Raw genomic sequence first — 21,278 nt, 5'->3', positions numbered from 1 at the left:
GCTCCTAACCGTTTTTGTAGGTAACTTGCACGGAAATACGTCGTTCTATGCAGTCAGGGGCTGGCTTGGGCTCCTCCGACTTCCTTGGCTGCTGCTTTATTCGCGAAGATCGGTACCATCCGCCGCTTCCCATCCCGAAACACCGCCAACTCCTTGTACCCCTGGTCGATCGCATCGGACAAGGCTGTATCTAGCAAAGTGCCGATATCGTCCGGAAAATGAGCGTCCGAGGATAACGTCAACGGAACTTCGTAATGGGCAAGTACGGACAGGAACAACGGGCTCGGGCAGCTCTCCGCGATGGGATAGCGGTACGCAAGGCCGGTATTGATCTCGGTGGCTACACCGCTGCGCACCATTTCCTTGGCGATGCTCCGGTAATACGGCAGCAGCTTCTTCTCGTCGGCCGGCCGAAAACCAAACACTTTCAAGTTGTCCGGGTGGGCGATAATGTGAAACAACCCCGAGGCGCAGGCTTGCCGCAGCAATTCGTAATAGTCCGCATAGGTCTGCACGGGATCCCGGCCATCGAAGCCAGTCTTCGCCTCCGGATTGTCGAACCCCCAGCCTTCCAAAAAATGCACCGAGCCGATCACGTAATCCCAATCGTAACCTGCCAAAATTTCGCCCAGCTCCGCTTCGCCGCCGGGGAAGAAATCCGCCTCAATGCCAAGCGCGAGATCGGGCCGCGTCTTTTTCGCTTCCGCAACAAAGTTGACGAAATCCGTGATGGAAGCCACGCAAACCTGATCCAGCCAAGCCCGCTGCAGTTTACCCACCCGGCTGTCATCCAGCAGCATGTGTTTCTCGTAATACGGCCGACACTCCCGAAACCGGTATAAATGATCAACCACGCCAAACTCCTGAATCCCGCGTTCGCGCCCCCGGATCAAGTAGCGATCCAGCCACTCCTCGCTATAACTCCCCTGCTCCATTCGCCGAGACAACAGCTTCGCCATTTCCTCGGCATACTCCATCGTATGATGCCCGAGCGCCGGGTCCGGCCCCGGCTCGGTCGAAGCCAGCCCTTGCAAGGTCCGCGACAACCAGCGCATGGAATACGGGCCTTCCTCCAAATGAAAATGCATGTCAACCTTCAACCGCAAACGCCTCCTTGTCTACTCCCATTTCACCATAGCCTCGGAAGGCTTAATCCCTAGATAATGGCACATCAGCGGAGCCAGATAGAGCTGGGACAAGCCCTGATTCCCTTGGAGCATCGGCGACGGGATCGGTAACTCGCCAAATACATACATCGGAACGTTTCGCTCCTCCGGCTCGGTGCCTCCGTGCTGTCCCGCCGCATTCATGCCGTGATCGGACGTGACGATGATTTCGTACCCTTGCGATCTCCAAAGCGGCACCAGCGTAGCCAGCATCCCGTCCGCCGCGCGGACGGCGCCTTCGTACTGCTTGCTCTCCCCGCCGTGCTTATGCCCCATATCGTCGATGTTCATCGAATGGATATAGAGAAAATGCGGATCGTACGCCGTGCGCAAATGCTCCGCATCGAGGAACAGGTGGCTATCCGGATAGTGGTCCTCGAAATAAAAGATTCCATGCTGAATCGGCTGGCTCTCCTCATGCTGATGCCGGTCGGTCACCGGGTTAAACGGCGCCCGGTTGTACAGTTCGCCGACCCAATGGTACGCGGCGGCGGCCGTTCTTAATCCAGCGGTTACGGCAAGATGGAACACGCTTTGCTCCCGGCTCAGCCGCGCGATGTGATTGGCCGTAATGCCGTTTCTGGCAACCGGCGTACCGGTCAGCAACACTTCATAGAGCGGGCGGGACAGGCTCGGAAGCTGCGACTGCACTTGATAGCAGGCCACCTCTCCCTGCTCCACGAGATGCTCCATGTACCCGAGATACTTGCGAGCTGCATCATATCTTAAGCCGTCCAACACAACCACAACGAGCTTCTTGGCTTCTGTTTCTAGTTCGGTTTCTGCTTTTGCTGATGACATTCATTTCTCCCCCTTTAATTGGTGGCCTCAATCCATTGAATGCGATGGCCGCGTAGCGCCTGCATCCATTCCTTGGGCACGGCAACGTCGCTTACAATGGCGTGTACCCGGCTCAGCGGCGCGATCTCCACGAATGCTTCCTTACCTAGCTTGGACGCATCGGCCAACACGATCGTGCGGGACGCGGCCTCAATCATCCGGCGCGACATGCCTGTTTCGTCGACATCGTAATCGCTGATCCCCCGCTCCAAGGACATTCCGCCAATGGAGATAAACGCCTTATCGACCCTAAATTGCGACAGGATGCTCTCGCCAATCGTCCCTGACATGGACTGTTGCTCCGGATTTAATTCTCCGCCCACCACAAAAATCTTCCCGGAAAACCTCCCGCCGTTCAACGACTCCATCAGGTGATACGCCACAGCGAGCGAGTTCGTCAGGATCGTCAGCCGCTCCCTGCCGGCGATCGCCTTGGCCATCTCCAGCGTTGTCGTCCCGATGTCGATAGCGATGGTGTCGCCGGATTCAATCAGCTCGGCGGCGGCGCGGCCGATCCGCTCCTTCTCCTCCGCCTTGACCTTCTGGCGCTGCAAGTACGGCGGTTCATAGCTGGTCAGCTTGGTGAGGACTGCGCCGCCGTAGACTCTTTTGGCCAAACCTTCCTTCTCCAGCAGGATCAAATCGCGGCGTACGGTCTCTTCCGACACGGTTAAACGATGCGACAGCTCCGGAACCTTCACCTGTCCCTCCTGCTTTAACTGCTCCATGATGACGCGTTTGCGTTCTTCGGATGAAATGGACAACTTGCTTAAGCTCCTTCCTTCTCCAGCTGCAGCAGTTGCGTATGATCTAAAGCGAGGGCGATGGGATGGTTCTCCGCGAACCGCCGGGATCTCCCGTCGTTCAACATATCCACCGTCAGTCGAATGCCGGCCGCATCGATGGCGTAACGGATGACATTGCCGAGAATCGACGCCGAGTGAACGTTGCCCTCCACGATGGGTTTGTCCGAATAGACCGGGTCCGCAGCTTGCTCCGATCCGACCAACGAGAGCGCCTCCGGCCGGATGGCGTAGCTCTCCGCATCGCCGGGCACCGCACCAAACAACCGTAATGCTTCAGCCCGCGTCAGCACGTTGTAGCTGCCCATAAACCGCGCCACGAACTCCGTAGCGGGCTTGGCGTACAACTCCTCCGGGGTCCCTTGCTGTATGATATTCCCCTGGTTCATCAGGCAGACCCGGTCGGACAAGGTTAACGCTTCCTCCTGATCGTGTGTGACGAAGATCGTTGTCATGTTAAACTGCTTCTGGATCTCGCGGATTTCCGTGCGCAGATTTTTGCGGATCTTCGCATCCAGCGCGCTCAGCGGCTCATCCAATAGCAGCACCTTCGGACGGATAGCCAGAGAACGGGCGAGCGCCACGCGCTGCTGCTGTCCCCCCGACAGCTGTGCGGGATAAGCGTCTCGCTTATCGGCCAAATCGATAAGCTCTAGCAGTTCGCCGGATCTCTGACGGCGGGCTTCCTTGGCAACGCCGCGCATCCGCATCCCGTATTCGATATTTTCGCGGACCGTCATATTCGGGAACAAAGCGTACGATTGGAACACCATGCCAATCTCCCGGTTCCGAGGGGGCAGATTCACAATGTCCTTGTCGTCCAGCCAGATCTGCCCTTCGTCGATCTCCGTCAGGCCGGCGATGCAGCGTAGGAGCGTGCTTTTTCCGCAACCTGAAGGCCCTAACAGCGTGACTAACTCCCCCTCGCGGATCTCCAAGTTCACGCGATTCAGCACCGTAGCCGTTCCAAACTGCTTGCGGATCCCTTCCAGCTTCAGATATGGCTTCATTCCGAAATCCCCCTGTTTACTTTTTTGCCGAGCTTCATCAAGACCATGGACAACGCCAGGATAAACAAGAAATACGAAATCGCGATCGCGCTGGCTAAATGCCCGCTTTCATTCATCCGCCGGGACAAATACACCTGAATCGTCTGAATGTGTCCGCCCACCAGCATGTTCGTCATCACAAACTCCCCGAAAAGGACGGAAAAAGACAGCAGAGTCGACGTCACCACCCCCGGCCAGATGTTTGGCAAAATCACGGTCACGAACGCCCGCATGCGGCCCGCGCCCAGCATCTCCGCGGCATTCAGCAGTTCCGGCGCCGATACGGTCAACAGGCTGTTGCGGATACCCTGGTACATATAAGGCAGAACGATGATGAAATACGCACCGATCAAAATGTACGCGGTCCCCGAAATATTGATCGGGCCGGAGGAGTACGCGCGGATCAACCCCACTGCGGCAACGACGCCCGGAACGGCATAAGGGAGCACCACAATCCCTTTCATGAAGCTCTCCAACCGGGGCAAATAGACAGTGATAATGAACACGGCCGGCAGCATGACGGCCAGGCTAAGCGCGATGCTGATCCCGCAGAGATACAACGATTTCCATAACGCGTCCAGGAAACGAACATCCTGAAACATCCCGCTGAACCATTCCAGCGTCCAGCTCTGCGGCAGCAGGGTCGCTTGCCACTCCTTCGCGAACGCGTAAATCATCGTTGCCAGCAAGGGAAGCAGCAAATAAATCATCACGAGCAGCATCAGGGAACGCGGAGCCCAGCCCGCCTTCTTGCTTGGCGTCTGCATCACAATTCCTCCTTAAGGGCAGGCGATTTCAGCTTGGGCCATTTCCTCCGGCTGCGAACCTTCCGCTCCGCCGAGCCAGGTTGGAACCGGTGTAATCGCTGGGTCATCTTGTGGTTCAGGTAAACTGCCAGCAGCGTCGACAGGCCTAGAATGACCGCCAGCGCATTCCCCAGCTGCGGCTCGGTCACGACGTCGCCCGAGACCAAGTTCCCGATCCGCACGGCAAGCAAGTTGAAATTGCTGCCGACGAGGGCATAAGCCGTCGCGTAAGCGCCCATCGCATTGGCGAATAAAATTCCCAGCGTGCCGAACACGGCCGGCATCAGCACCGGGATCCCGATCGTTCTCCAAAACTGCCAATGGCTCGCGCCCAGCAGGGACGCCGCCTCTTTCCACTGCTCTCGAATGCCGTAGAACGAAGGGTACAGCAACAATAACGCTAAAGGAACTTGAAAATAGACATACACCAGGACAAGTCCCGACCAGCTATATAAGTTAAAACCGGCAAATACATCCCAGCCCCACTGCTTAAAGAGCAAAGTAAATACCCCATTGCTGCCCAGCAGAATAATGTACGCAAAGGCGAGCGGTACGCCGGCAAAATTCGAAGTCATATTGGACACCATGATCAGGCGGTCCCGCATCTTCGGCGCAAACCGCGTTACGGAATAGGCGCACGCCAATCCGACGACGATCCCGATCACGCTCGAGAAGACCGAAATCAGCAAGCTGTTCTGAATCGCTTTGAGATAATACTCGCTTTGAAAAATACGGGCGTAATACCCCAGCGTCATTCCGGCGCCTTCCTCCGAGCGGACGCTTCCCGTAATCATCGACACGATCGGCACCAGCTGGAACAGGGCCACCATGACGACGAAAGGAACGAGCCCTAGCAAAAACCAGCGATTTTTTCGCTTCACGCCACACCCTCCTTGGTTAGAAAAAAGGGGCGTCCCCCGTCCCAGACGTTTGACGCCCCCCCTCAATGGGTTGAACACGGACCCGTGATTTGCCCGGTTAGTTCATATGAACGAGCACGCGCTCCTGCCACAGTTGCGGCAGCTTCTTCGTCGTTTCTTCCCAGGCTTTGTAGTCGGTGACCGGCTTCACGTTGGCATAGGCCTCCGCCGGCAGCAGCTTGGCGGCAACCTCCTCAGGAAGCTGTACACTTTCGCGGATCGGACGGGCATAACCCTTCGCCAGGTTGATTTGGCCGGCATCGCTTAAGATGTATTCCCGCGTCAGCTTCGCGGCATTCGGATGCGGCGCGTATTTGTTGATGATCGTGGCGTAGCCGCTGACCACGCTGCCTTCCTTCGGAATCGCCACGTTAAACTTGCCCGCACCGCCCAGTTGATCGCGGTAATTCAGGGCATTGAAGTCCCAGAACAAGGTCACTTGCACTTCGCCCTTCTCGATGTTCGCCAGCGAAGCTTCCGCACTGGACAAGCGGCCTTTTTTCGCCAAGTCTTCGAAGTAAGCAATCCCCGGCTCGATGTTCGTCTCGTCCCCACCATAGGCCATGGCGGCCGCGAGGACGGCCATTTGCGCTTGCGCGGCTTTGGTCACGTCACCAACGATGATTTTATAGTCGCCGTTCTTCAGGTCTTCCCAGCTTTGCGGCGGATTTTTGACCAGTTCCGTATTGGTGAAAAACGCGATGGAGCCTTGATAACCGACGACCCAGTGGCCGTCCTTGTCCTTGGCCCAATCCGGGATCTCGTCCCAATACGAGGTTTTGTACGGTTGCGTTACGCCTTTATCCACTGCAACCGGACCAAACGCGATACCGACGTCGCCGATGTCCGCGGTTGGCTTATCCTTCTCCGCTTCAAATTTGGCGATCTCCTCGGCACTCGACATATCCGTGTCCGTGTGATCCAGCGAATATTTCGATTTCAGATCTGCCCAGGTATCTTTCCAGTTCGCCCACGTGTCCGGCATACCGACGCTCACAACCGAACCTTCCTCTTTGGCCTTCGCTTCCAGATCGGCCAGCGACAGCTCTTCCGCCTGTGCCGATCCGCTTGTATCCGTTGCAGCGGCGCTACTCCCGTTGCCGCCGTTACCCCCTGCTCCACAAGCGGCAAGCATCAATACGAACAAGGATAAGACCAGACCCAGCACTACCTGCTTTTTTAACCCAAATTTCATGGTTTCTATGCACTCCCTGTGGATTATTGTGGGTTCGCCATGTATTTCTGTTGAGTTCGACCCAAGAAGAGTATAGGTTTTGACTGTTTGCGCTGGATTAATGGAAATGGCGAAGTTTATTAAATTGGGAGTGTCGGGGGATGGGGGGAGGCAGGAGGTGGGATTGAAGAAAAACGGGAAGCCTTGGGAGGTAAGTAACGGTGGGCGGTGGGCGGAATAACGGACATTTATGGTCTTATGTGGACTTTTGAACTCGCGGTACGTTAAATAAGGGACTTTTGTGGCGTTATTTTGCCGGATCCCCACCCAAACTCCTCTTTTCCAGCCTACTTTTATGATATAAGGGTAAAAATGCAGCTATTTCGCGCCAAACTCGATCTTTAGAGGAAATAAAGCCCTTTTTTACCCTTATCACTTCGCACTTCACCAGGCGAACCATGATTAGCGCTTACAATTTTGTTCGGTAATTTGCCCTTGTAAGTGCGCTCGGGATTGGGATAAGATAGCCATGACATTTTTCGGCAGTAAGGGAGGCGGAATGAAGGGACCCCTCTTCATCAATTATGAAAGTCATCAAGTTCTTCTTACAGATTACGTTGCTTACTTTATTCTACGGTGCAGGTACGTTGCTTCAGATGTGGACGCAGGCGCCGATTCCCGGCAGCATCTTCGGCCTGGTCCTTCTGTTCCTCGCGCTTAAGTTACGGATCGTCCCTGCAAAGTGGATCGAACAAGGGGCCGGGTTTATGCAAAAATACATCCCCTTATTTCTGGTCCCGGCTACGGTTGGGGTTATGGACTATTTTCAGGTGTTCACTCATGGTGGACAATGGCTGATTGTAATTGTTGTATTCAGCACACTTTTAACCTTGGTTCTAGCGGGGTTGACGACGCAATGGGCGGCCCAACGAACTCCAAAAGCTCAACCAGAGGAGGCGGCTACATGCGTGAAGTCCTATACGAAACAGGCATAGTGCTGGGCGTTGTCTTCTTATACCTTCTGATGAGCGGGATGTATCGCAAGCTGAAATGGGCGATTCTCGTCCCTGTCTTAACCTGTTCCACGCTGGTCATCGGCTTGCTCATGACGACGGGGAACTCCTACGGGGATTTCATGCGTGGCGGACGTTGGCTGCAGTATGCTCTTGGCCCCGCCGTCGTCGCTCTCGCTTATCCGATGTACAAAGAGCTCGACGCGTTGCTCAAAGAATGGAAAGCCGTCCTCGCCGGCACCTTCGTTGGGATTTTGGCCGGAATGATCAGCGGGATTGGATTGGCCCTATGGGAAGGGTATCCCCGTGAACTGATCCTGTCCCTCTTGCCCAAATCCATCACCACACCGGTAGCGATGGAAATCTCCAGCAGCTTGGGAGGCAACGCCTCCGTCACCTCCGCCCTGGTGATGATCGCGGGGCTAACGGGCGTGATCCTGGGGCCGCTGGTCTTCAAATGCTTGGGAATCACCAGCGAGTATGGGCGGGGCATTGGCTTTGGGGCTGCCTCCCACGCGCTTGGAACAGGCAAAGCCGCCGAGTTTGGACCCACCGTCGTCTCGACCAGTACGGTGGCGCTGACCTTTAGCGCGGTATTCGGCTCGGTGCTGGCGCCGGTGGTTGTTTGGTTATTGTTGTGAGAGGGTACTGTTCATTAAAAATAAGACCAGCGCGAGGTAGTTCCTAAATAGAACCAAAGCGCTGGTCTTGGGTATTTAGCATCACTTCTTAGAATTAAAATATTCCTTATCAACGCGCAGTTGCTGTTTGAGAATCCGATTAAACAGTCCCTTGCCGATTTCACCTGTCCCTTTGGACACGGCCGTCCGCAACACTTCTCCATCAGGCAACGTTTTTCATAAATTTTGTCTCTACCGTTCTGACTTACTATAATCCATCCATCGTGCTTAAGGAAGTTCTCCAGATCACTCCTACTAGGCATGCAGCATCCCTGCAACCGACTCAAGGTCATCCTCGATCAGCACGCGTAATATATATGGGGCATGATTATGGCGGTTAGGTGTATTGTAGTATCGAAAGTAGTTATTTTCATAATCAATCGCATATTCAACCAATTGACGGGCTAATTCTAATCGAAGCTCATCAAGTGTCTCACCGTCTGCAACAATATCCTCAATCTGCTCGATAGACCCTGCATAACGGCCATCTTCATCTTGTTCATATTCAAAAGTCAATTCATAAACCGATAACAATTCTTTCATCTGCTGTTTGGAAAAGGCCATAATGACATCCCGATTGCGTTTAATCGCTTGCGGCTTCTCTCTCACAATCGTATCAATAAATCCACCAAAGTTAGCTCTTACGTCCGTTGCGTTTAAAATAGTCTGCATATGCACCCCTCCGCACAGTAAATAATATTGAAATGATGCTTGTCCGCAACGTTCCTATTTCCCCTATGTACAAAAGAGAAAAGCAGTGAGACAATGATTAACGGCTTATAGATAGAAAGAGATTGATAGAGCGCGTTTGGGGGAAAAAGAGAAACCGATGGACTTTGACATCTTGGCAGCATCGCTTATTTTTGTGATAACCTTGACCTTTGTCATTTGGCAGCCAAAAGGGCTGAATATCGGGTGGTCTGCTTGTGGCGGCGCGGTACTGGCCCTACTGGCCGGCGTCGTTGGCTTTGACGACGTGGGGGAAGTTGTACAAATCACGTGGAACGCCACTTTAACGTTTATTGCCATCATTATCATTTCGCTGATCTTGGACGAGATCGGCTTATTTGAATGGGCAGCACTGCACATGGCTCGGGCGGCACAACGCAGCGGTATCCGCATGTTCATTTATGTCAGCCTGTTGGGAGCGGTGGTGTCGGCATTTTTTGCCAATGACGGGGCAGCCTTGATTCTTACACCGATTGTACTGGCGATGGTCCGACATTTGAAATTTGAGGAAAAAATGATCTTCCCGTTCATCATGGCTAGCGGGTTTATTGCGGACACCACGTCGTTGCCGCTTGTTGTCAGCAACCTGGTTAACATCGTGTCGGCAGACTATTTCGGGATTGGCTTCGCGCAATACGCCGCCCGGATGATGATTCCGAATCTGTTTTCGCTTGGGGCGACGATTGCGGTGCTGCTGCTTTATTTTCGCAAAAGCATTCCTCGGGCCTATGATCCATCCCAGCTGAAAGCACCGACCGAGGCGATCAAAGACCTGCATCTGTTCCGCCTGTCCTGGGTGGTGATGGGGGTTCTGTTGATCGGATACCTGGTGAGCGAGTTTCTTCATCTCCCGGTCTCCTTGCTTGCCGACGCGGTGGCCCTGATCTTCTGGGCGATCGCCCGCCGGAGCCAAGCGGTCGACACGAAGGCCGTCATGAAAGGCGCGCCGTGGAACATCGTCGTTTTCTCGATCGGGATGTACCTCGTCGTATATGGCCTCGGCAATGCCGGGTTGACCGAGGTCTTGGCCGACCTCATCCAAGCGGCGGCGGATCAAGGCCTGTTCGTGTCCACGATGGCTATGGGCTACATCACCGCGTTCTTGTCGTCGATCATGAATAACCTGCCGGCCGTCATGACCGGGGTGCTCGGCATCGCCGAAACCGCCACCTCCGGCCCGATCCGCGAGTCGCTGATCTACGCCAATGTCATCGGTGCCGACCTCGGCCCGAAGATCACGCCAATCGGCTCGCTCGCCACCCTGGTCTGGCTCCATGTCCTCGCCAAGAAGGGCGTCCGCATCTCCTGGGGAACGTACTTCAAGGTTGGTATCGTGCTGACGATTCCGATATTGTTCGCGACGTTGGTGGGGTTGTGGGTGGTTTTGAGGGTATTTTAGGAGAGGCAACCGATTTGCATAGTAAAGGCGTATGCAGAGACCATATGCCTTTTTTTCATCGAGTTACCCAATCGACTTAGCGATTAATTTACCCCCTTTCCCCGTCATTTCCCGAGAGCACTTCGATCATCAATCCAGCACCCAATCTAAAACCATGCGTGAACGCTGCCGCCATCTCCATTCCTTGAATTTGCTGTTGCAAGTCGATTAGTACCTCCAATTCTGTGAAATCCTCACTAGATAACTTCTCCTTCCATGCTATCGTAGCTTTGGATAGCTCTCTGCTGAGTTGGTAGTATTGCGGATCTTTCGGGGCTCTCTTCTCCTCATAGATGAGGTGGCCGTAGTAGAAAGACTCGAGAATAGGTAACATAATAAGGCCTCCTTTTTATCAAGAAAATAACAAAAATAGAGGCGGCATGTGGTACGTATATACGTATCATCTCCCTAAATCTAGGGAATCTTTTGAATCGGTCATGCGCCACTCTAAGCCTTGCCCGTAAATAAATTATGGTGTAAGAGTGGTTAAAACAAAGTTGCAATCGGATTCCAACGTGTTGTTATAACGGTTGAATAGTATAATAATAAGTTCTATGAAAGGCGAAGGTGATGTACGAAATGGAGCGTAAAGTAACGAAGTTAGAAAAAGAGCTCAGAATTACTATGACTGAAGCTCTGAAGCAAATCGGGCTGGAGCAAACTGAAGGAGCAATTATTATCCATAAGATCAAAAATGTAACTCTACCTGAAGGAATCAGCGCTGAGTTTCTCGAAACCCTTTCTAGTGTGATAGTTGAGTACGATGAAACATTAAATAGCCTAAAGGATCGTTAGGATGCCTTTTTCGATATTTGACCATTTAACATTTTGAACACATGAGGTAAAACTATGCTCAATACACCATGGCTGACCCGCGGACTCCCCCTACTCTTTCTTATAACGCTTATTCTCTTAGTTTACCTGTCTCAACGCGAATCCTACAGCCCCGTTACCAACTCCCATATCCAGCAGTTGCAAGAAAAAGAGAACTTCGAAATTCTCGACGTGTCGTCAGCGTAATCAACCAGAAGCTGGATTATCATATGGATCTCATGCTGAACGAGACGACAGCCAGCCCGTTCAGGTGTTTGGCATTCAATCAGGATATCCTTACCTCATGATTCGAATCCATGATGACCAGCTACTTCAGGAAGGCAGCTTCATTCAGGCCACTTTCAACCAGAACGAATGGCATCGGCAAGAAATGGACCCTTCAAGAAAGAGCTATATTGCTCTAGGGGATTATGATGAAGCAGTCCAAGTAAGCTCGTCGGTTCATATCTATAATGCGGATCAGGAAGTGATATTTGAGTAAGTAACCTAAGTACCCGTCTGATTCCCTCACTTGTATTTTCAAGCATATTTGGATACGCTCAAGATAAGGTTCCAATTTGACTGAACGAATGGATGGTGTCTTATGCCGAATCCAAGACTTGAACCACAACAAAAATCCGCCATAATCAATTATTTAAACGAGCACTTCAAAGCGCATACCGTAATATTATTCGGGTCGGCTGCAAGGGGAGAGATGCGCCAAGACAGCGATGTAGATATTGCTTTTATATCCGAGGAACTCTCTCCCTCCGCGTATGAACTATTTATGGCCGCTTCTGAACTTGCCAATCTGGTAGGGCGCGAGGTTGATCTGATTTATTTTCCTCTGGCCAATCCCGTCTTCAAAGCACAAATCATTGGAACAGGCGAGGTACTGCAAGATGTCGAGCCGTATGTCCGGCAGACTGCATTTATGCAAGCCCTCAAGGAATACGCCCTACTTAACGACGAACGCAAAGAAATCATGGAGAATTACCGGAGAGGGTGAGCAAATTGAACCGCGATATCCTAACAAACAAATCAGAAACGATCAACCGTTGCCTGAAACGGATCCATGAAGAGTATGAAGGAAAGCAAGAGAACCTCGAAAACTACACTAAACAGGATTCCATAATCTTGAACCTACAGCGCGCCTGTGAAGCTTGTATCGATCTGGCCATGCATCTGATCTCTGAAAATAAATGGGGAATCCCTCAGAGCAGTCGGGAGGCTTTTGATCTGCTCTTGGATAATGGGGTGATTGACGAAGAGCTTAACCGTAATCTGAAGGCTATGGTTGGTTTCCGTAATATAGCCGTACATGATTACCGGAGCATACAAATTGAAATCGTCCAGGCCATTCTTGAGCACCACCTTGATGATTTCGTTATTTTTGCAAGAAAGGTCAGAGATTTCGATGCATAAAGCCCCCGGAAGCCTATATCTGCCGGGGCTTTGTTATCGTCACATTCAAAGCTAATTTCCCAGCCGAAACCTCACTTCGATATATCCAAAAATCCCTCCCCAAACACATCCCGCACATCGTGGATTGTCAGGAACGCAGCTTGGTCGATGGAGCGGACGATTTTTTTCAAGGTGGATACCTCTTGCTTGCTGATGACGATGTAGAGAACCTCTTTTGGGTTCTTCGTATAGTAGCCATGGCCCGACAGGACGGTTACGCCGCGGTCCATTTGGGTGATGACCATCTCGGCGATGTCGTTTTGTTTCTCGGAGATAATGGTGACGGCTTTCTTGGGATTCAGCCCCTCAATCATAAAGTCCATCACCTTCGTGCCTACATATAGGATCACGATCGTCAGCATCAGCTTCTCCGCGCCAATGATGAAATAGGAGGAGAATGCCACGATCAGATCGAAAAACAGCAGCGCATAGCTGATATTCCAATCGAGATATTTATTGGCGATCCGCGCCAGAATGACGGTTCCTGCCGTCGTCCCGCCGACCCGTACGATCAGACCGATACCTACCCCTACGATCACGCCGGCGAACACCGCATTGATAGTAGGCTCGTGCGAATCGATCCGCCAGTTTTCCGTCAAATGCAGGAACAACGAGTTAAATGCTACCGCAATCACCGTATAGATCGTCGTCCGTCGATCCAGGAACCTGTATCCCACAATCAGCAGCAACCCGTTGATCACGATATTGACCAGCGACGGCGACCACTGAAACAAGTAGTACAAAATGATCGTGACCCCCGTAACGCCCCCCTCACCAAAGTCGTTCGGAATAATAAACAAGTTGACGGCCAACGCAAACAAAAAGGCCCCCACAATAATAATAGCAATATCCGCGATTCTCTTTTTCATTCCAACTCTAATCCTCTCTCTGCCACATTTCTATCCTAACAACCAGAACATCGTAGCGATTCGGATTTGGAAAGTCAAGATGACTTTAACACTTTATTTCTCTAGTCCGATAGAACATTTCCCCTCCCCGCCTCCCGGCAAAATGCACAGGTTTGTTCCATATTCTCTGGTATTTTGTTACTTATGACGGTTTACCCGGTTTGTTATGCTGAGGATGCAAAGACAATAACGAGTTTGCTTAGGGAGGGTGTCAATTGTGAATAAGAAAAAACGCTGGATCGCCGGGGCTGCGGCGCTTGTACTGTTGACGGGCCTCTTGGCAGGCTGCGGGGGGAACGGCAATGGCAACGGCTCTTCCGCCGCCAAGAATGAAAGCGCTAGCAACGGAGGCGCGGAGACGGCCAAAAGCCCGGTCAAGTTAACCATGTGGGGCGGCGTTCCGCCGGAGTCGGGGCCGCAGGAAGTGATCGACAACTGGAACAAAGAGCATCCCGACGTTCAAATCGAATATGTCCGCTTCGTGAATGACGATGACGGCAATTTGAAGCTGGATACGGCGATGATCACCGGTCAAGACGTCGATTTGTTCGTCAACTACACGATTTCGCAAGCCTCCAAGCGCAAGGATTCGGGATTGGCCCTGGATCTGAGTCAATTCACGGATTACAACATCGACGAGAAAATGGGCGGGGACGCAGCCAGCTGGAAAATCGACGGCAAATACTACGGCGTGCCGACCACGAAAAGCCCTTTCTTCATCGCGATGAACAAGGAAGCCTTGGATGCGGCGGGTTTGCCGGTCCCCAAGGACTGGACCTGGGATGAATTGCGCGAATACGCCAAGAAGTTGAAGGGCAGCAACCCATACGGGTTCATTCAAAATATGGAGCCTTTCGTAGACCCGATCGACTCCGTGTTATCCCAAGAGGGTTACACCAAGGCTGACGGCACATCCAACCTGGACCACCCGCTCGTGACCAAATGGCTGGAAACGCTAAACACGATGATGAAGGAAGACAAAACGACGCCACCGCTCGGCGAGCAGCTCACGTCCAAAATGCCGGTCGAACAGGTATTCCTGAGCGGCGAAGTGCCGATGCTCAATATCGGCGCCTGGCTGCTGCGCAGCTCGAACAACTTCACGGATTTCCCGCGCGATTTCACCATCGCTTTCGCACCGGTACCGAGACTGGTGGACAGCGCCGATCAATACGTGACCCGCGGCGGTCTGGGCGACTATATTTCCATTAACGCCAAATCCAAACATCAGGCGGAAGCCTGGGAATTCCTGAAATGGTATTCGGACGGCGGCATGGCCCCGATGGCCGCAGGCGGAAGATTACCCGCCTCCAAGGACGCCAACCAAGACGACGCGTTGAACAGCTTGCTGGGCGACAAACGCGATACGTACGATCTCGACTCGTTGATGTATGTCATGTTCGACAACACGACGCCGACTTACGTGCGCAGCCTCCCGCAGGAAGTCATGGACCTGCGTGCCCAGGAATACGAGAAGTATTTCCTCGGTGCCCAAACGCTTGACCAGACGATCGAAGCCATGGTCGCCCGGCATAACAGCTTTTTGAAACAAAACCAATAAACGCAGCCAGTTTCAAAATAAAGAGGAGGAACGTTGCCGCATCCTAAGGCGGCCTTCTCCTCTTTTGGCATTTTTCATAAGGACTAAGGAGGCAGGTAACATGTTGTACGGCAATGCCGAATTCCATAACGTCGCGGAACTCGTCCCCGTGGAGGGCCGTCCCGGGCTGCTGCTGCAGCGGGTACCCGAATCGGTACGGGCCGGGCTGTTGGAGAAGGGGCAAGAGCAAATCCGCCGGGCATCCGCCATCGAAATCCGGTTTGGCGCAGAGGTGGGCACGGCTGTGCCCGTGACGCTCGCCAGCTATGGCGGCATCAGCCTGGCCCAGGTATACTACGGCGATTACTGGGTGGAGGACGTACGCCTCGGCGAGGCGCCAACGACGATCCGCCTTCAAGAACGGGAGCCGATGTTCCAGTTCGCGGCGCCCTGGCGCGGGGAAGTCCCCCGCTCCGCGTATGGCCCGATCTGGCGGATCGTGCTGCAGGGATTTGAGGTTCATTTGATCGACCTTCCGAGCGGCAGGGTCCGCCCACCGCAATCACATGAGATGCCCGCCCTCAAATACTTGGCTTACGGTACGTCGATTACGTTCGGCATCTCGGCTTCGACGCCGGACCTTTCCTACGTCAGCCAAACGGCCTGGCGGTTAGGGCTGGATCCGATCAACCTGGGCATGCCGGGGGCCGCGTTCTGCGAACCGGCGATGGCCGACCATATCGCCGCAAGGAACGATTGGGCCATCGCTTCGTTATGCCTTTCGGTCAACATGCTGAATCAAGGCATATCCGCCGCGGAGTTCAAAGCAAAGGCCGCCTATATGGTGCAGACCATCGCCAAGGCCCACCCGGACAAACTCCTCGTTTGCATCGGCTTGTTTCCGAGCTTCGCCGATTTAGGCTGGGCCTGGCCGGAGAGAGAGGTCAACGCCGCCAGCCGGGAGTATCGGGACGCGCTGCGCGACATCGTGCGATGCTCCGGGCAACCCCAGGTCCATTACGTTGACGGACAGGAGCTTCTCGATGACTGGCGGGGCTTGTCCCACGACCTGCTGCATCCCGGCAATTTCGGCATGGTCCGCATCGGCGAGCGGCTGGCGGCTTTCATGGGGCCGTTGCTTCAAAAGCCGGCGCTTATGACATCGGAATAGAACAAATCTTTGCATGATTGATACAAAACTATGCAATTTTCGAGAAGGCGTTTGCGGGATTAGGCGTGTGATATAATGGACACAAACACCGGTTACACCGTATTGGGGGCGTTCCGCATGTCCAAACTGCTGCGATACCTGATCCCGCAGAAGCTGAAATATCGTCTGTTCATGGCGTTCGTCTGTCTGATCATTCTCCCCTTCAGCGCCCTGAATTTGTACAACTACCAACGCATCGAAACCTTGGTCCAGCAAAAAATCAGCCAACAAAGCCACTCCCAATTGGAGCAAATGTACCGGACGCTGGAGGACCAGATCGGCATCGCCTTCAAAACGCTGATCTTCCTGAAGCAGGAAGACACGGTCAAATCCGTCCTTCGCTATCCCGAGCAGCACGATGAGTTGGAGAACAAACGGCAGATGGAGAGTATTTTCAACAACCTGAACAATAGCTTCTTCCTGTATAATCCTTCGGTATATTTCTTGATCCTGGACCTAAATGAAAACGCATACACCTCGTATCTGCCCAGGGAGCCGTTGGCCTACGACAAGCTCCGAAGCCTGCCGGGCTTCAGCAAAGAGCTCATGAACGCAAGTGCCTACCATTGGGTGCCCAATGATCCGAACTACGTCCTGCGGGACGTCTCGACCAGTACGTATCTGCTGTCCCTCTACGCGTATTTGGAAGACAGCCGGAACACGCCCTACGGGTTAGCCCGCATCAGTATCGACTACTCGTCTTGGCTGCGAACCATTCACAAGCAATCGGATTTGCAGCAGCAGTATTTTATCATGACGAGCGCGGGAGAGGACATCTCCCAGTCGGTTCCGGATACGGCGCTGCCGAAAAAGGTAAAAGCGGAAATCGCCAACCAACCGGGGAAGCAGTATTTTATCGACAAGGATTCCAACTCCTTCATTAATTACATTTACGTCGAGTCGTTGGACTGGTATATCGTCAACCGCATCCCGCTGTCCGTGTTGTTCGTGGAAATCGAGGAGCTGAAGCGCCAATATTTCGTGACCTTCTTCGCGCTGATGGGCGTCTTCCTGATCATGACCTTCGTCATCTCGACGACGATTACCCGTCCTTTATCCCATCTGCAGGCCAAGATGAAAGCCGCCGTTCAGAAGAACCTGAAAATCCGCCTGCCGGAGCACAAATTCCATGGCGAAGTCCTGGACCTGACGCGCACCTTCAATACGATGCTGGACGACACCAATCTCCTGATCCAGAAGCTGAACGCCGAAGAACGCCAGAAGGAAGCGGTCCATTTCCAGATGCTGCTGGCCCAGACGAACCCCCACTTCCTGTTGAACACGCTGAACACGATCAAATGGATCGCGATCCGCCAGCACAACGACGAGATTACGAACATGACCTTATCTCTCGGCAAACTGCTGGAAGCCAGTTTGAATACCGAGAAGGACCTGATTTACCTAAAGGACGAGATCGAGCTGGTGCAGGCTTATGTGCACATCCAGCAGGTCCGCTATTCGCATAAATTCGACGTCACGTATCAATACGAAGACCATATTCTATTCGCGCTGGTACCGAAACTCAGCCTACAGCCGCTGGTAGAGAACGCCATCATCCATGGCATTGCCCCTTTGCGCGGCCAAGGGTTCATCCATCTCTGCGTGTACCTGGAGGACTCGGGCCGACTGATCGTCGAGGTTCAGGATAACGGAGTGGGGATGGACCCCTCGCGAAAAAACCAGGCCGAGCGCAAGCGTCCAGGCATCGGGCTAAGCAACGTCAAGGAAAGACTGCGGCTCCTGTTCCGCGATCAAGGCACCATGGAAGTGCTGTCGTCCGAGCAGGGCGTCACCGTGCGGTTCGCGATCCCGTTCCTGCTGTCCACGCCTTACGGGTCCGAGCATCCGGCTTAATCATCTTTGCAACGGGAGGTTGTTGATCATGTGGAAAGTGTTGCTGGTAGAAGACGAAGTCTTCGTACGGGAATCCGTGCGGGAGATCATCGCCTGGGAAGAGCTGGGGTTTACCGTCTGCGGAGAGGCCGGAACCGGCACGGAAGCGCTCGAATTCATCCGGCGGGAAGAACCCGATCTCGTGATTACCGACATCATCATGCCGGACATGGACGGCGTTGAACTGCTGAAGCAGACGCGGGCCGAGGGACACGACTCCCGGTTCGTCATGCTGACGTGCATGAGCGATTTCGAATATGTCCGGCAGGCGATGGAATACGGGGCGTCGAACTATATTCTGAAGTTGTCCATGAGCGTCAACTCGCTGCGGGATACGTTGCGGAAGATCCGCGGCGAGCTGCTCAGCCGGGAACCGCAAGCCTCCGGAACCCTGCCTGCCGAGGTGGCGGCGGATCGCCAGCCGGGAGCGCTGCCTCTTCTCCATGAAGAGGTCACCTCCCACCCGGAAATCCAGAAAATTCTGCAATACATTCATGCCCATTATGCGGAGGACATTACCGTCAAATCGATGTCCCAGCTGGTAATGATGGGCGAGAATTACGTCAGCACCTTGTTCAAGAAGAAAACCGGACACACCCTGATCCATTATCTGCATCAGGTAAGGGTTAACCATGCGATCCATTATCTCCGCCATTCGGATTTGCCCGTATACGAGGTGGGCCATCGCGTGGGTTTCCTGAACGACAACTACTTCATCAAAATCTTCAAACGGCTGACAGGCCAAACGCCCAGCCAATACCGGCAAACGGCCAAAACCGGGAGACCTTCCGAAACGGCCGTATCCTCATAAGCGAATCCTGTTCGCGGTTAGCGGTGCTCCAGTGGAGTGCCGCTGTTTTTTTTCGCGTAAACAAGCACTTGCGATAGAACAAAACTATGATCCGGTCCGCTCGCCCCAGCCCTGAAATTGCGTATTTCTGTAGCATGAAGTCGGGGGTTTTGTTCCTTAACCGCCTAAGCCCCGATTGATATGCTGGAGTAGCAAGCATACGACGTTAAGGAGTGAGACCCGCGTGAGAAGTTCCTGGATGAAACGGCAGCAGTATCTCGGCTATCTGTTTATCGGGCCGAACATGATCGGCGTGATCCTGTTTTTTATCCTGCCTGCCCTCTATTCGTTTTACCTCATGTTTACGGATTACAAATTCATGAGCCCGGACACGAAATTTGTCGGACTCGCTAATATTCAACGGATGCTCGGGGATGAGGTTTTTTATATCGCAATCAAAAACACGTTGCTGTTCCTGGTGTCCGTCCCGGTCTCGATCGCGCTGGCCTTCGTGGTGGCCGTCATCTTGAACCGTTCCGTCTATTTGAAAAATCTGCTTCGCGCGCTGTACTTCATGCCCTACATTACCAGCGGCGTCGCCGTAGCGTTCGTGTGGATGCTGCTGTTCAGCCCGAACAACGGGCCGATTAACGGAATCCTGCGGTCGATCGGCATCGCCCATCCCCCCGGCTGGTTGTCGACGACGGAATCCTCGATGTACGCGATCGACATCATCTGGATCTGGTTTATGCTCGGCTACAACATGATCATCTATTTGGCCGCGCTGCAAGAAGTGTCCGGCGAACTGCTGGAAGCCGCCAAGATCGACGGTGCACGGACCTGGCAGATGATCCGCAGCATTTTGTGGCCCCTCGTCAGCCCCACCACGTTCCTGCTGCTGATTACCGGCCTCATTATGTCGATTAAGCATTTCGGGATCATTCAGGCGATTACCCAAGGCGGTCCGGGCAACAGCACCACCGTTTTGTCGCTGTTCATTTACCAGAACGCTTTCCGCTATTACGAAATGGGCTACGCCTCCACGATTTCCTGGGCGTTGTTCGCGATTATCCTGATCTTCACCGTCATCCAGTGGCTGGGCCAAAAACGCTGGGTTCACTACTAAAAGGAGGAGGAAACCGACATGTCCAAAGCCATGCTCCGCAAAACGATCCTAACCGTTGTCATGTTGTTCTTCAGCATCGTGATGATCGTTCCTTTCCTCTGGATGATCAGCACTTCGTTTAAGACGCCTGCAGAGGTGTTCGAATATCCGATCCGGTGGATTCCGGCCCATTTCAATTGGAGCCATCACGTCAAAATCTGGTCCGGCGACAACAGCTTCGTGCAGTATTACGCCAACTCGCTGAAGGTCGCCGTCATCAGCACGGCGGGGGCCGTCCTGCTCTCGTCCCTCGCCGCTTACGGGTTCTCCCGCATCGAATTCAAGGGGCGGAACGCGATGTTCCTCATTTCCCTCTCGATGATGATGGTCCCGCCGCAAGTACTGTTCGTGCCGAAATTCATCATGTTCGACTGGGTCGGGATATTCAACACGCATTGGGCGCTGATTTTGCCCGGCATGTTCACGATCTTCGGCGTATTTATGATGCGGCAGTTCTTCCTCTCCGTGCCGGCGGAAATTTCCGAAGCGGCGTTTATCGACGGGGCGGGCCATTTCCGCATCTTCTCCCGCATCGTTCTGCCGATGGCCAAGCCGTCGCTGGCGACCTTGGCGATCATCGACTTCTCCTGGCATTGGAACGATTACGAGAACGCGCTGGTCTTCCTGATCGACCATAAACTGTTTACCGTTCCGCTCGGCCTGCAAAACTTCATCCTGGAAAACACCGTGGATTACAACGGCATGATGGCCGCTGCCGCCGCCGGCATTATCCCGATGATCGTCGTTTTCCTGATCGGCCAGCGGTACATTATCGAAGGCGTGGCCAGCTCGGCGGTGAAGGGGTGAGGCGATTTCTTCGTCCGTAATTGTATTCGGTTTTTCGAACACAATTCGTTGCTAACGACCAAAAATGCGA

23 protein-coding genes are annotated in these 21,278 nt (G+C 53.5%); 13 read left to right on the top strand and 10 right to left on the bottom strand.

Going from position 1 to position 21,278, the window contains the following annotated elements; translation table 11 throughout:
* Window positions 1–53 precede the first annotated feature (53 nt).
* From BN3277_RS09380 to BN3277_RS09350, 7 genes are all read right to left on the bottom strand, one after another.
* A complete protein-coding gene (locus BN3277_RS09380; protein ID WP_059042011.1) occupies window positions 54–1,100 on the bottom strand; it encodes a PHP domain-containing protein in 1,047 nt (348 codons plus the stop codon).
* 18 nt (window positions 1,101–1,118) lie between these two features.
* On the bottom strand, window positions 1,119–1,967 hold the full coding sequence (locus tag BN3277_RS09375) for an alkaline phosphatase family protein (protein WP_059042010.1): 849 nt from the start codon (window positions 1,965–1,967) through the stop codon (window positions 1,119–1,121).
* Window positions 1,968–1,981: 14 nt separating this feature from the next.
* A complete protein-coding gene (locus BN3277_RS09370; protein ID WP_059042009.1) occupies window positions 1,982–2,770 on the bottom strand; it encodes a DeoR/GlpR family DNA-binding transcription regulator in 789 nt (262 codons plus the stop codon).
* Between the two features lie 5 nt (window positions 2,771–2,775).
* Window positions 2,776–3,819: an ABC transporter ATP-binding protein gene (locus tag BN3277_RS09365; RefSeq protein WP_059042008.1), complete on the bottom strand. Its 1,044-nt coding sequence runs from the start codon at window positions 3,817–3,819 to the stop codon at window positions 2,776–2,778.
* A complete protein-coding gene (locus BN3277_RS09360) occupies window positions 3,816–4,625 on the bottom strand; it encodes an ABC transporter permease (RefSeq protein ID WP_059042007.1) in 810 nt (269 codons plus the stop codon). The genes BN3277_RS09365 and BN3277_RS09360 overlap by 4 nt, the downstream gene beginning before the upstream one ends.
* Window positions 4,625–5,545 (bottom strand): ABC transporter permease, encoded by a 921-nt coding sequence (locus BN3277_RS09355; protein ID WP_059042006.1) that lies wholly within the window; start codon window positions 5,543–5,545, stop codon window positions 4,625–4,627. Before BN3277_RS09355 ends, BN3277_RS09360 begins: the two co-directional genes overlap by 1 nt.
* Window positions 5,546–5,642: 97 nt before the next feature.
* Window positions 5,643–6,779 carry an ABC transporter substrate-binding protein gene (locus tag BN3277_RS09350; RefSeq protein ID WP_059042005.1) on the bottom strand — a complete coding sequence of 379 codons (1,137 nt, stop codon included), beginning with the start codon at window positions 6,777–6,779 and terminating at the stop codon, window positions 5,643–5,645.
* 563 nt (window positions 6,780–7,342) lie between these two features.
* Between BN3277_RS09350 and BN3277_RS09345 the strand changes: the two genes are divergently transcribed.
* Both BN3277_RS09345 and BN3277_RS09340 read left to right on the top strand, forming a co-directional pair.
* Window positions 7,343–7,753, top strand: a complete 411-nt coding sequence (locus BN3277_RS09345) for a CidA/LrgA family protein (RefSeq protein ID WP_059042004.1) — start codon at window positions 7,343–7,345, stop codon at window positions 7,751–7,753.
* Window positions 7,723–8,412: an LrgB family protein gene (locus BN3277_RS09340; protein WP_059042003.1), complete on the top strand. Its 690-nt coding sequence runs from the start codon at window positions 7,723–7,725 to the stop codon at window positions 8,410–8,412. Before BN3277_RS09345 ends, BN3277_RS09340 begins: the two co-directional genes overlap by 31 nt.
* 294 nt (window positions 8,413–8,706) lie before the next feature.
* Here BN3277_RS09340 and BN3277_RS09330 read toward each other — a convergent pair whose 3' ends face one another.
* The gene (locus BN3277_RS09330; RefSeq protein ID WP_059042002.1) at window positions 8,707–9,123 is read right to left on the bottom strand and encodes a hypothetical protein; all 417 of its coding nucleotides are present in this window, start codon (window positions 9,121–9,123) and stop codon (window positions 8,707–8,709) included.
* A 157-nt stretch (window positions 9,124–9,280) separates the two neighbouring features.
* On the opposite strand from BN3277_RS09330, the gene BN3277_RS09325 reads away from it, so the two are divergent.
* Window positions 9,281–10,579 (top strand): arsenic transporter, encoded by a 1,299-nt coding sequence (locus BN3277_RS09325; RefSeq protein WP_059042706.1) that lies wholly within the window; start codon window positions 9,281–9,283, stop codon window positions 10,577–10,579.
* A gap of 88 nt (window positions 10,580–10,667) precedes the next feature.
* Here the strand turns inward: BN3277_RS09325 and BN3277_RS09320 are convergent, their stop codons facing one another.
* Window positions 10,668–10,952 (bottom strand): DUF6809 family protein, encoded by a 285-nt coding sequence (locus BN3277_RS09320; RefSeq protein ID WP_059042001.1) that lies wholly within the window; start codon window positions 10,950–10,952, stop codon window positions 10,668–10,670.
* Window positions 10,953–11,197: 245 nt separating this feature from the next.
* Between BN3277_RS09320 and BN3277_RS09315 the strand changes: the two genes are divergently transcribed.
* The 4 genes from BN3277_RS09315 to hepT all read left to right on the top strand — a co-directional run bounded on the left by BN3277_RS09315 (window position 11,198) and on the right by hepT (window position 12,856).
* A complete protein-coding gene (locus tag BN3277_RS09315) occupies window positions 11,198–11,413 on the top strand; it encodes an AbrB family transcriptional regulator (protein ID WP_232436374.1) in 216 nt (71 codons plus the stop codon).
* A 322-nt stretch (window positions 11,414–11,735) separates the two neighbouring features.
* Complete coding sequence (locus BN3277_RS09310) at window positions 11,736–11,933, top strand: hypothetical protein (RefSeq protein WP_059041999.1); 198 nt, start codon at window positions 11,736–11,738, stop codon at window positions 11,931–11,933.
* 102 nt (window positions 11,934–12,035) lie between these two features.
* Entirely contained in the window at window positions 12,036–12,440 is a 405-nt protein-coding gene (gene mntA, locus BN3277_RS09305) for a type VII toxin-antitoxin system MntA family adenylyltransferase antitoxin (protein ID WP_059041998.1), read from the top strand.
* 5 nt (window positions 12,441–12,445) lie between these two features.
* The gene (hepT, locus tag BN3277_RS09300; RefSeq protein ID WP_059042705.1) at window positions 12,446–12,856 is read left to right on the top strand and encodes a type VII toxin-antitoxin system HepT family RNase toxin; all 411 of its coding nucleotides are present in this window, start codon (window positions 12,446–12,448) and stop codon (window positions 12,854–12,856) included.
* A 71-nt stretch (window positions 12,857–12,927) separates the two neighbouring features.
* Here the strand turns inward: hepT and BN3277_RS09295 are convergent, their stop codons facing one another.
* Window positions 12,928–13,764, bottom strand: coding sequence for a YitT family protein (locus BN3277_RS09295; RefSeq protein WP_059041996.1), 837 nt, complete (start codon window positions 13,762–13,764; stop codon window positions 12,928–12,930).
* Window positions 13,765–14,020: 256 nt separating this feature from the next.
* Between BN3277_RS09295 and BN3277_RS09290 the strand changes: the two genes are divergently transcribed.
* The 6 genes from BN3277_RS09290 (at window position 14,021) to BN3277_RS09265 (ending at window position 21,208) form a co-directional block, all read left to right on the top strand.
* A complete protein-coding gene (locus BN3277_RS09290; RefSeq protein ID WP_059041995.1) occupies window positions 14,021–15,364 on the top strand; it encodes an ABC transporter substrate-binding protein in 1,344 nt (447 codons plus the stop codon).
* Between the two features lie 100 nt (window positions 15,365–15,464).
* Window positions 15,465–16,514 (top strand): SGNH/GDSL hydrolase family protein, encoded by a 1,050-nt coding sequence (locus BN3277_RS09285; RefSeq protein WP_059041994.1) that lies wholly within the window; start codon window positions 15,465–15,467, stop codon window positions 16,512–16,514.
* A gap of 75 nt (window positions 16,515–16,589) precedes the next feature.
* Window positions 16,590–18,407, top strand: a complete 1,818-nt coding sequence (locus BN3277_RS09280) for a sensor histidine kinase (protein WP_232436373.1) — start codon at window positions 16,590–16,592, stop codon at window positions 18,405–18,407.
* 28 nt (window positions 18,408–18,435) lie between these two features.
* Window positions 18,436–19,257 (top strand): response regulator, encoded by an 822-nt coding sequence (locus tag BN3277_RS09275; protein WP_059041992.1) that lies wholly within the window; start codon window positions 18,436–18,438, stop codon window positions 19,255–19,257.
* A gap of 223 nt (window positions 19,258–19,480) precedes the next feature.
* Entirely contained in the window at window positions 19,481–20,362 is an 882-nt protein-coding gene (locus tag BN3277_RS09270; protein WP_059041991.1) for a carbohydrate ABC transporter permease, read from the top strand.
* Between the two features lie 18 nt (window positions 20,363–20,380).
* Entirely contained in the window at window positions 20,381–21,208 is an 828-nt protein-coding gene (locus BN3277_RS09265; protein WP_059041990.1) for a carbohydrate ABC transporter permease, read from the top strand.
* Window positions 21,209–21,278 lie beyond the last annotated feature (70 nt).

Origin of the sequence: Paenibacillus rubinfantis (assembly GCF_001486505.1) — a bacterium.
GTDB classification, from domain to species: domain Bacteria; phylum Bacillota; class Bacilli; order Paenibacillales; family Paenibacillaceae; genus Fontibacillus; species Fontibacillus rubinfantis.
This window is presented reverse-complemented; position numbering and strand designations above follow the sequence as displayed.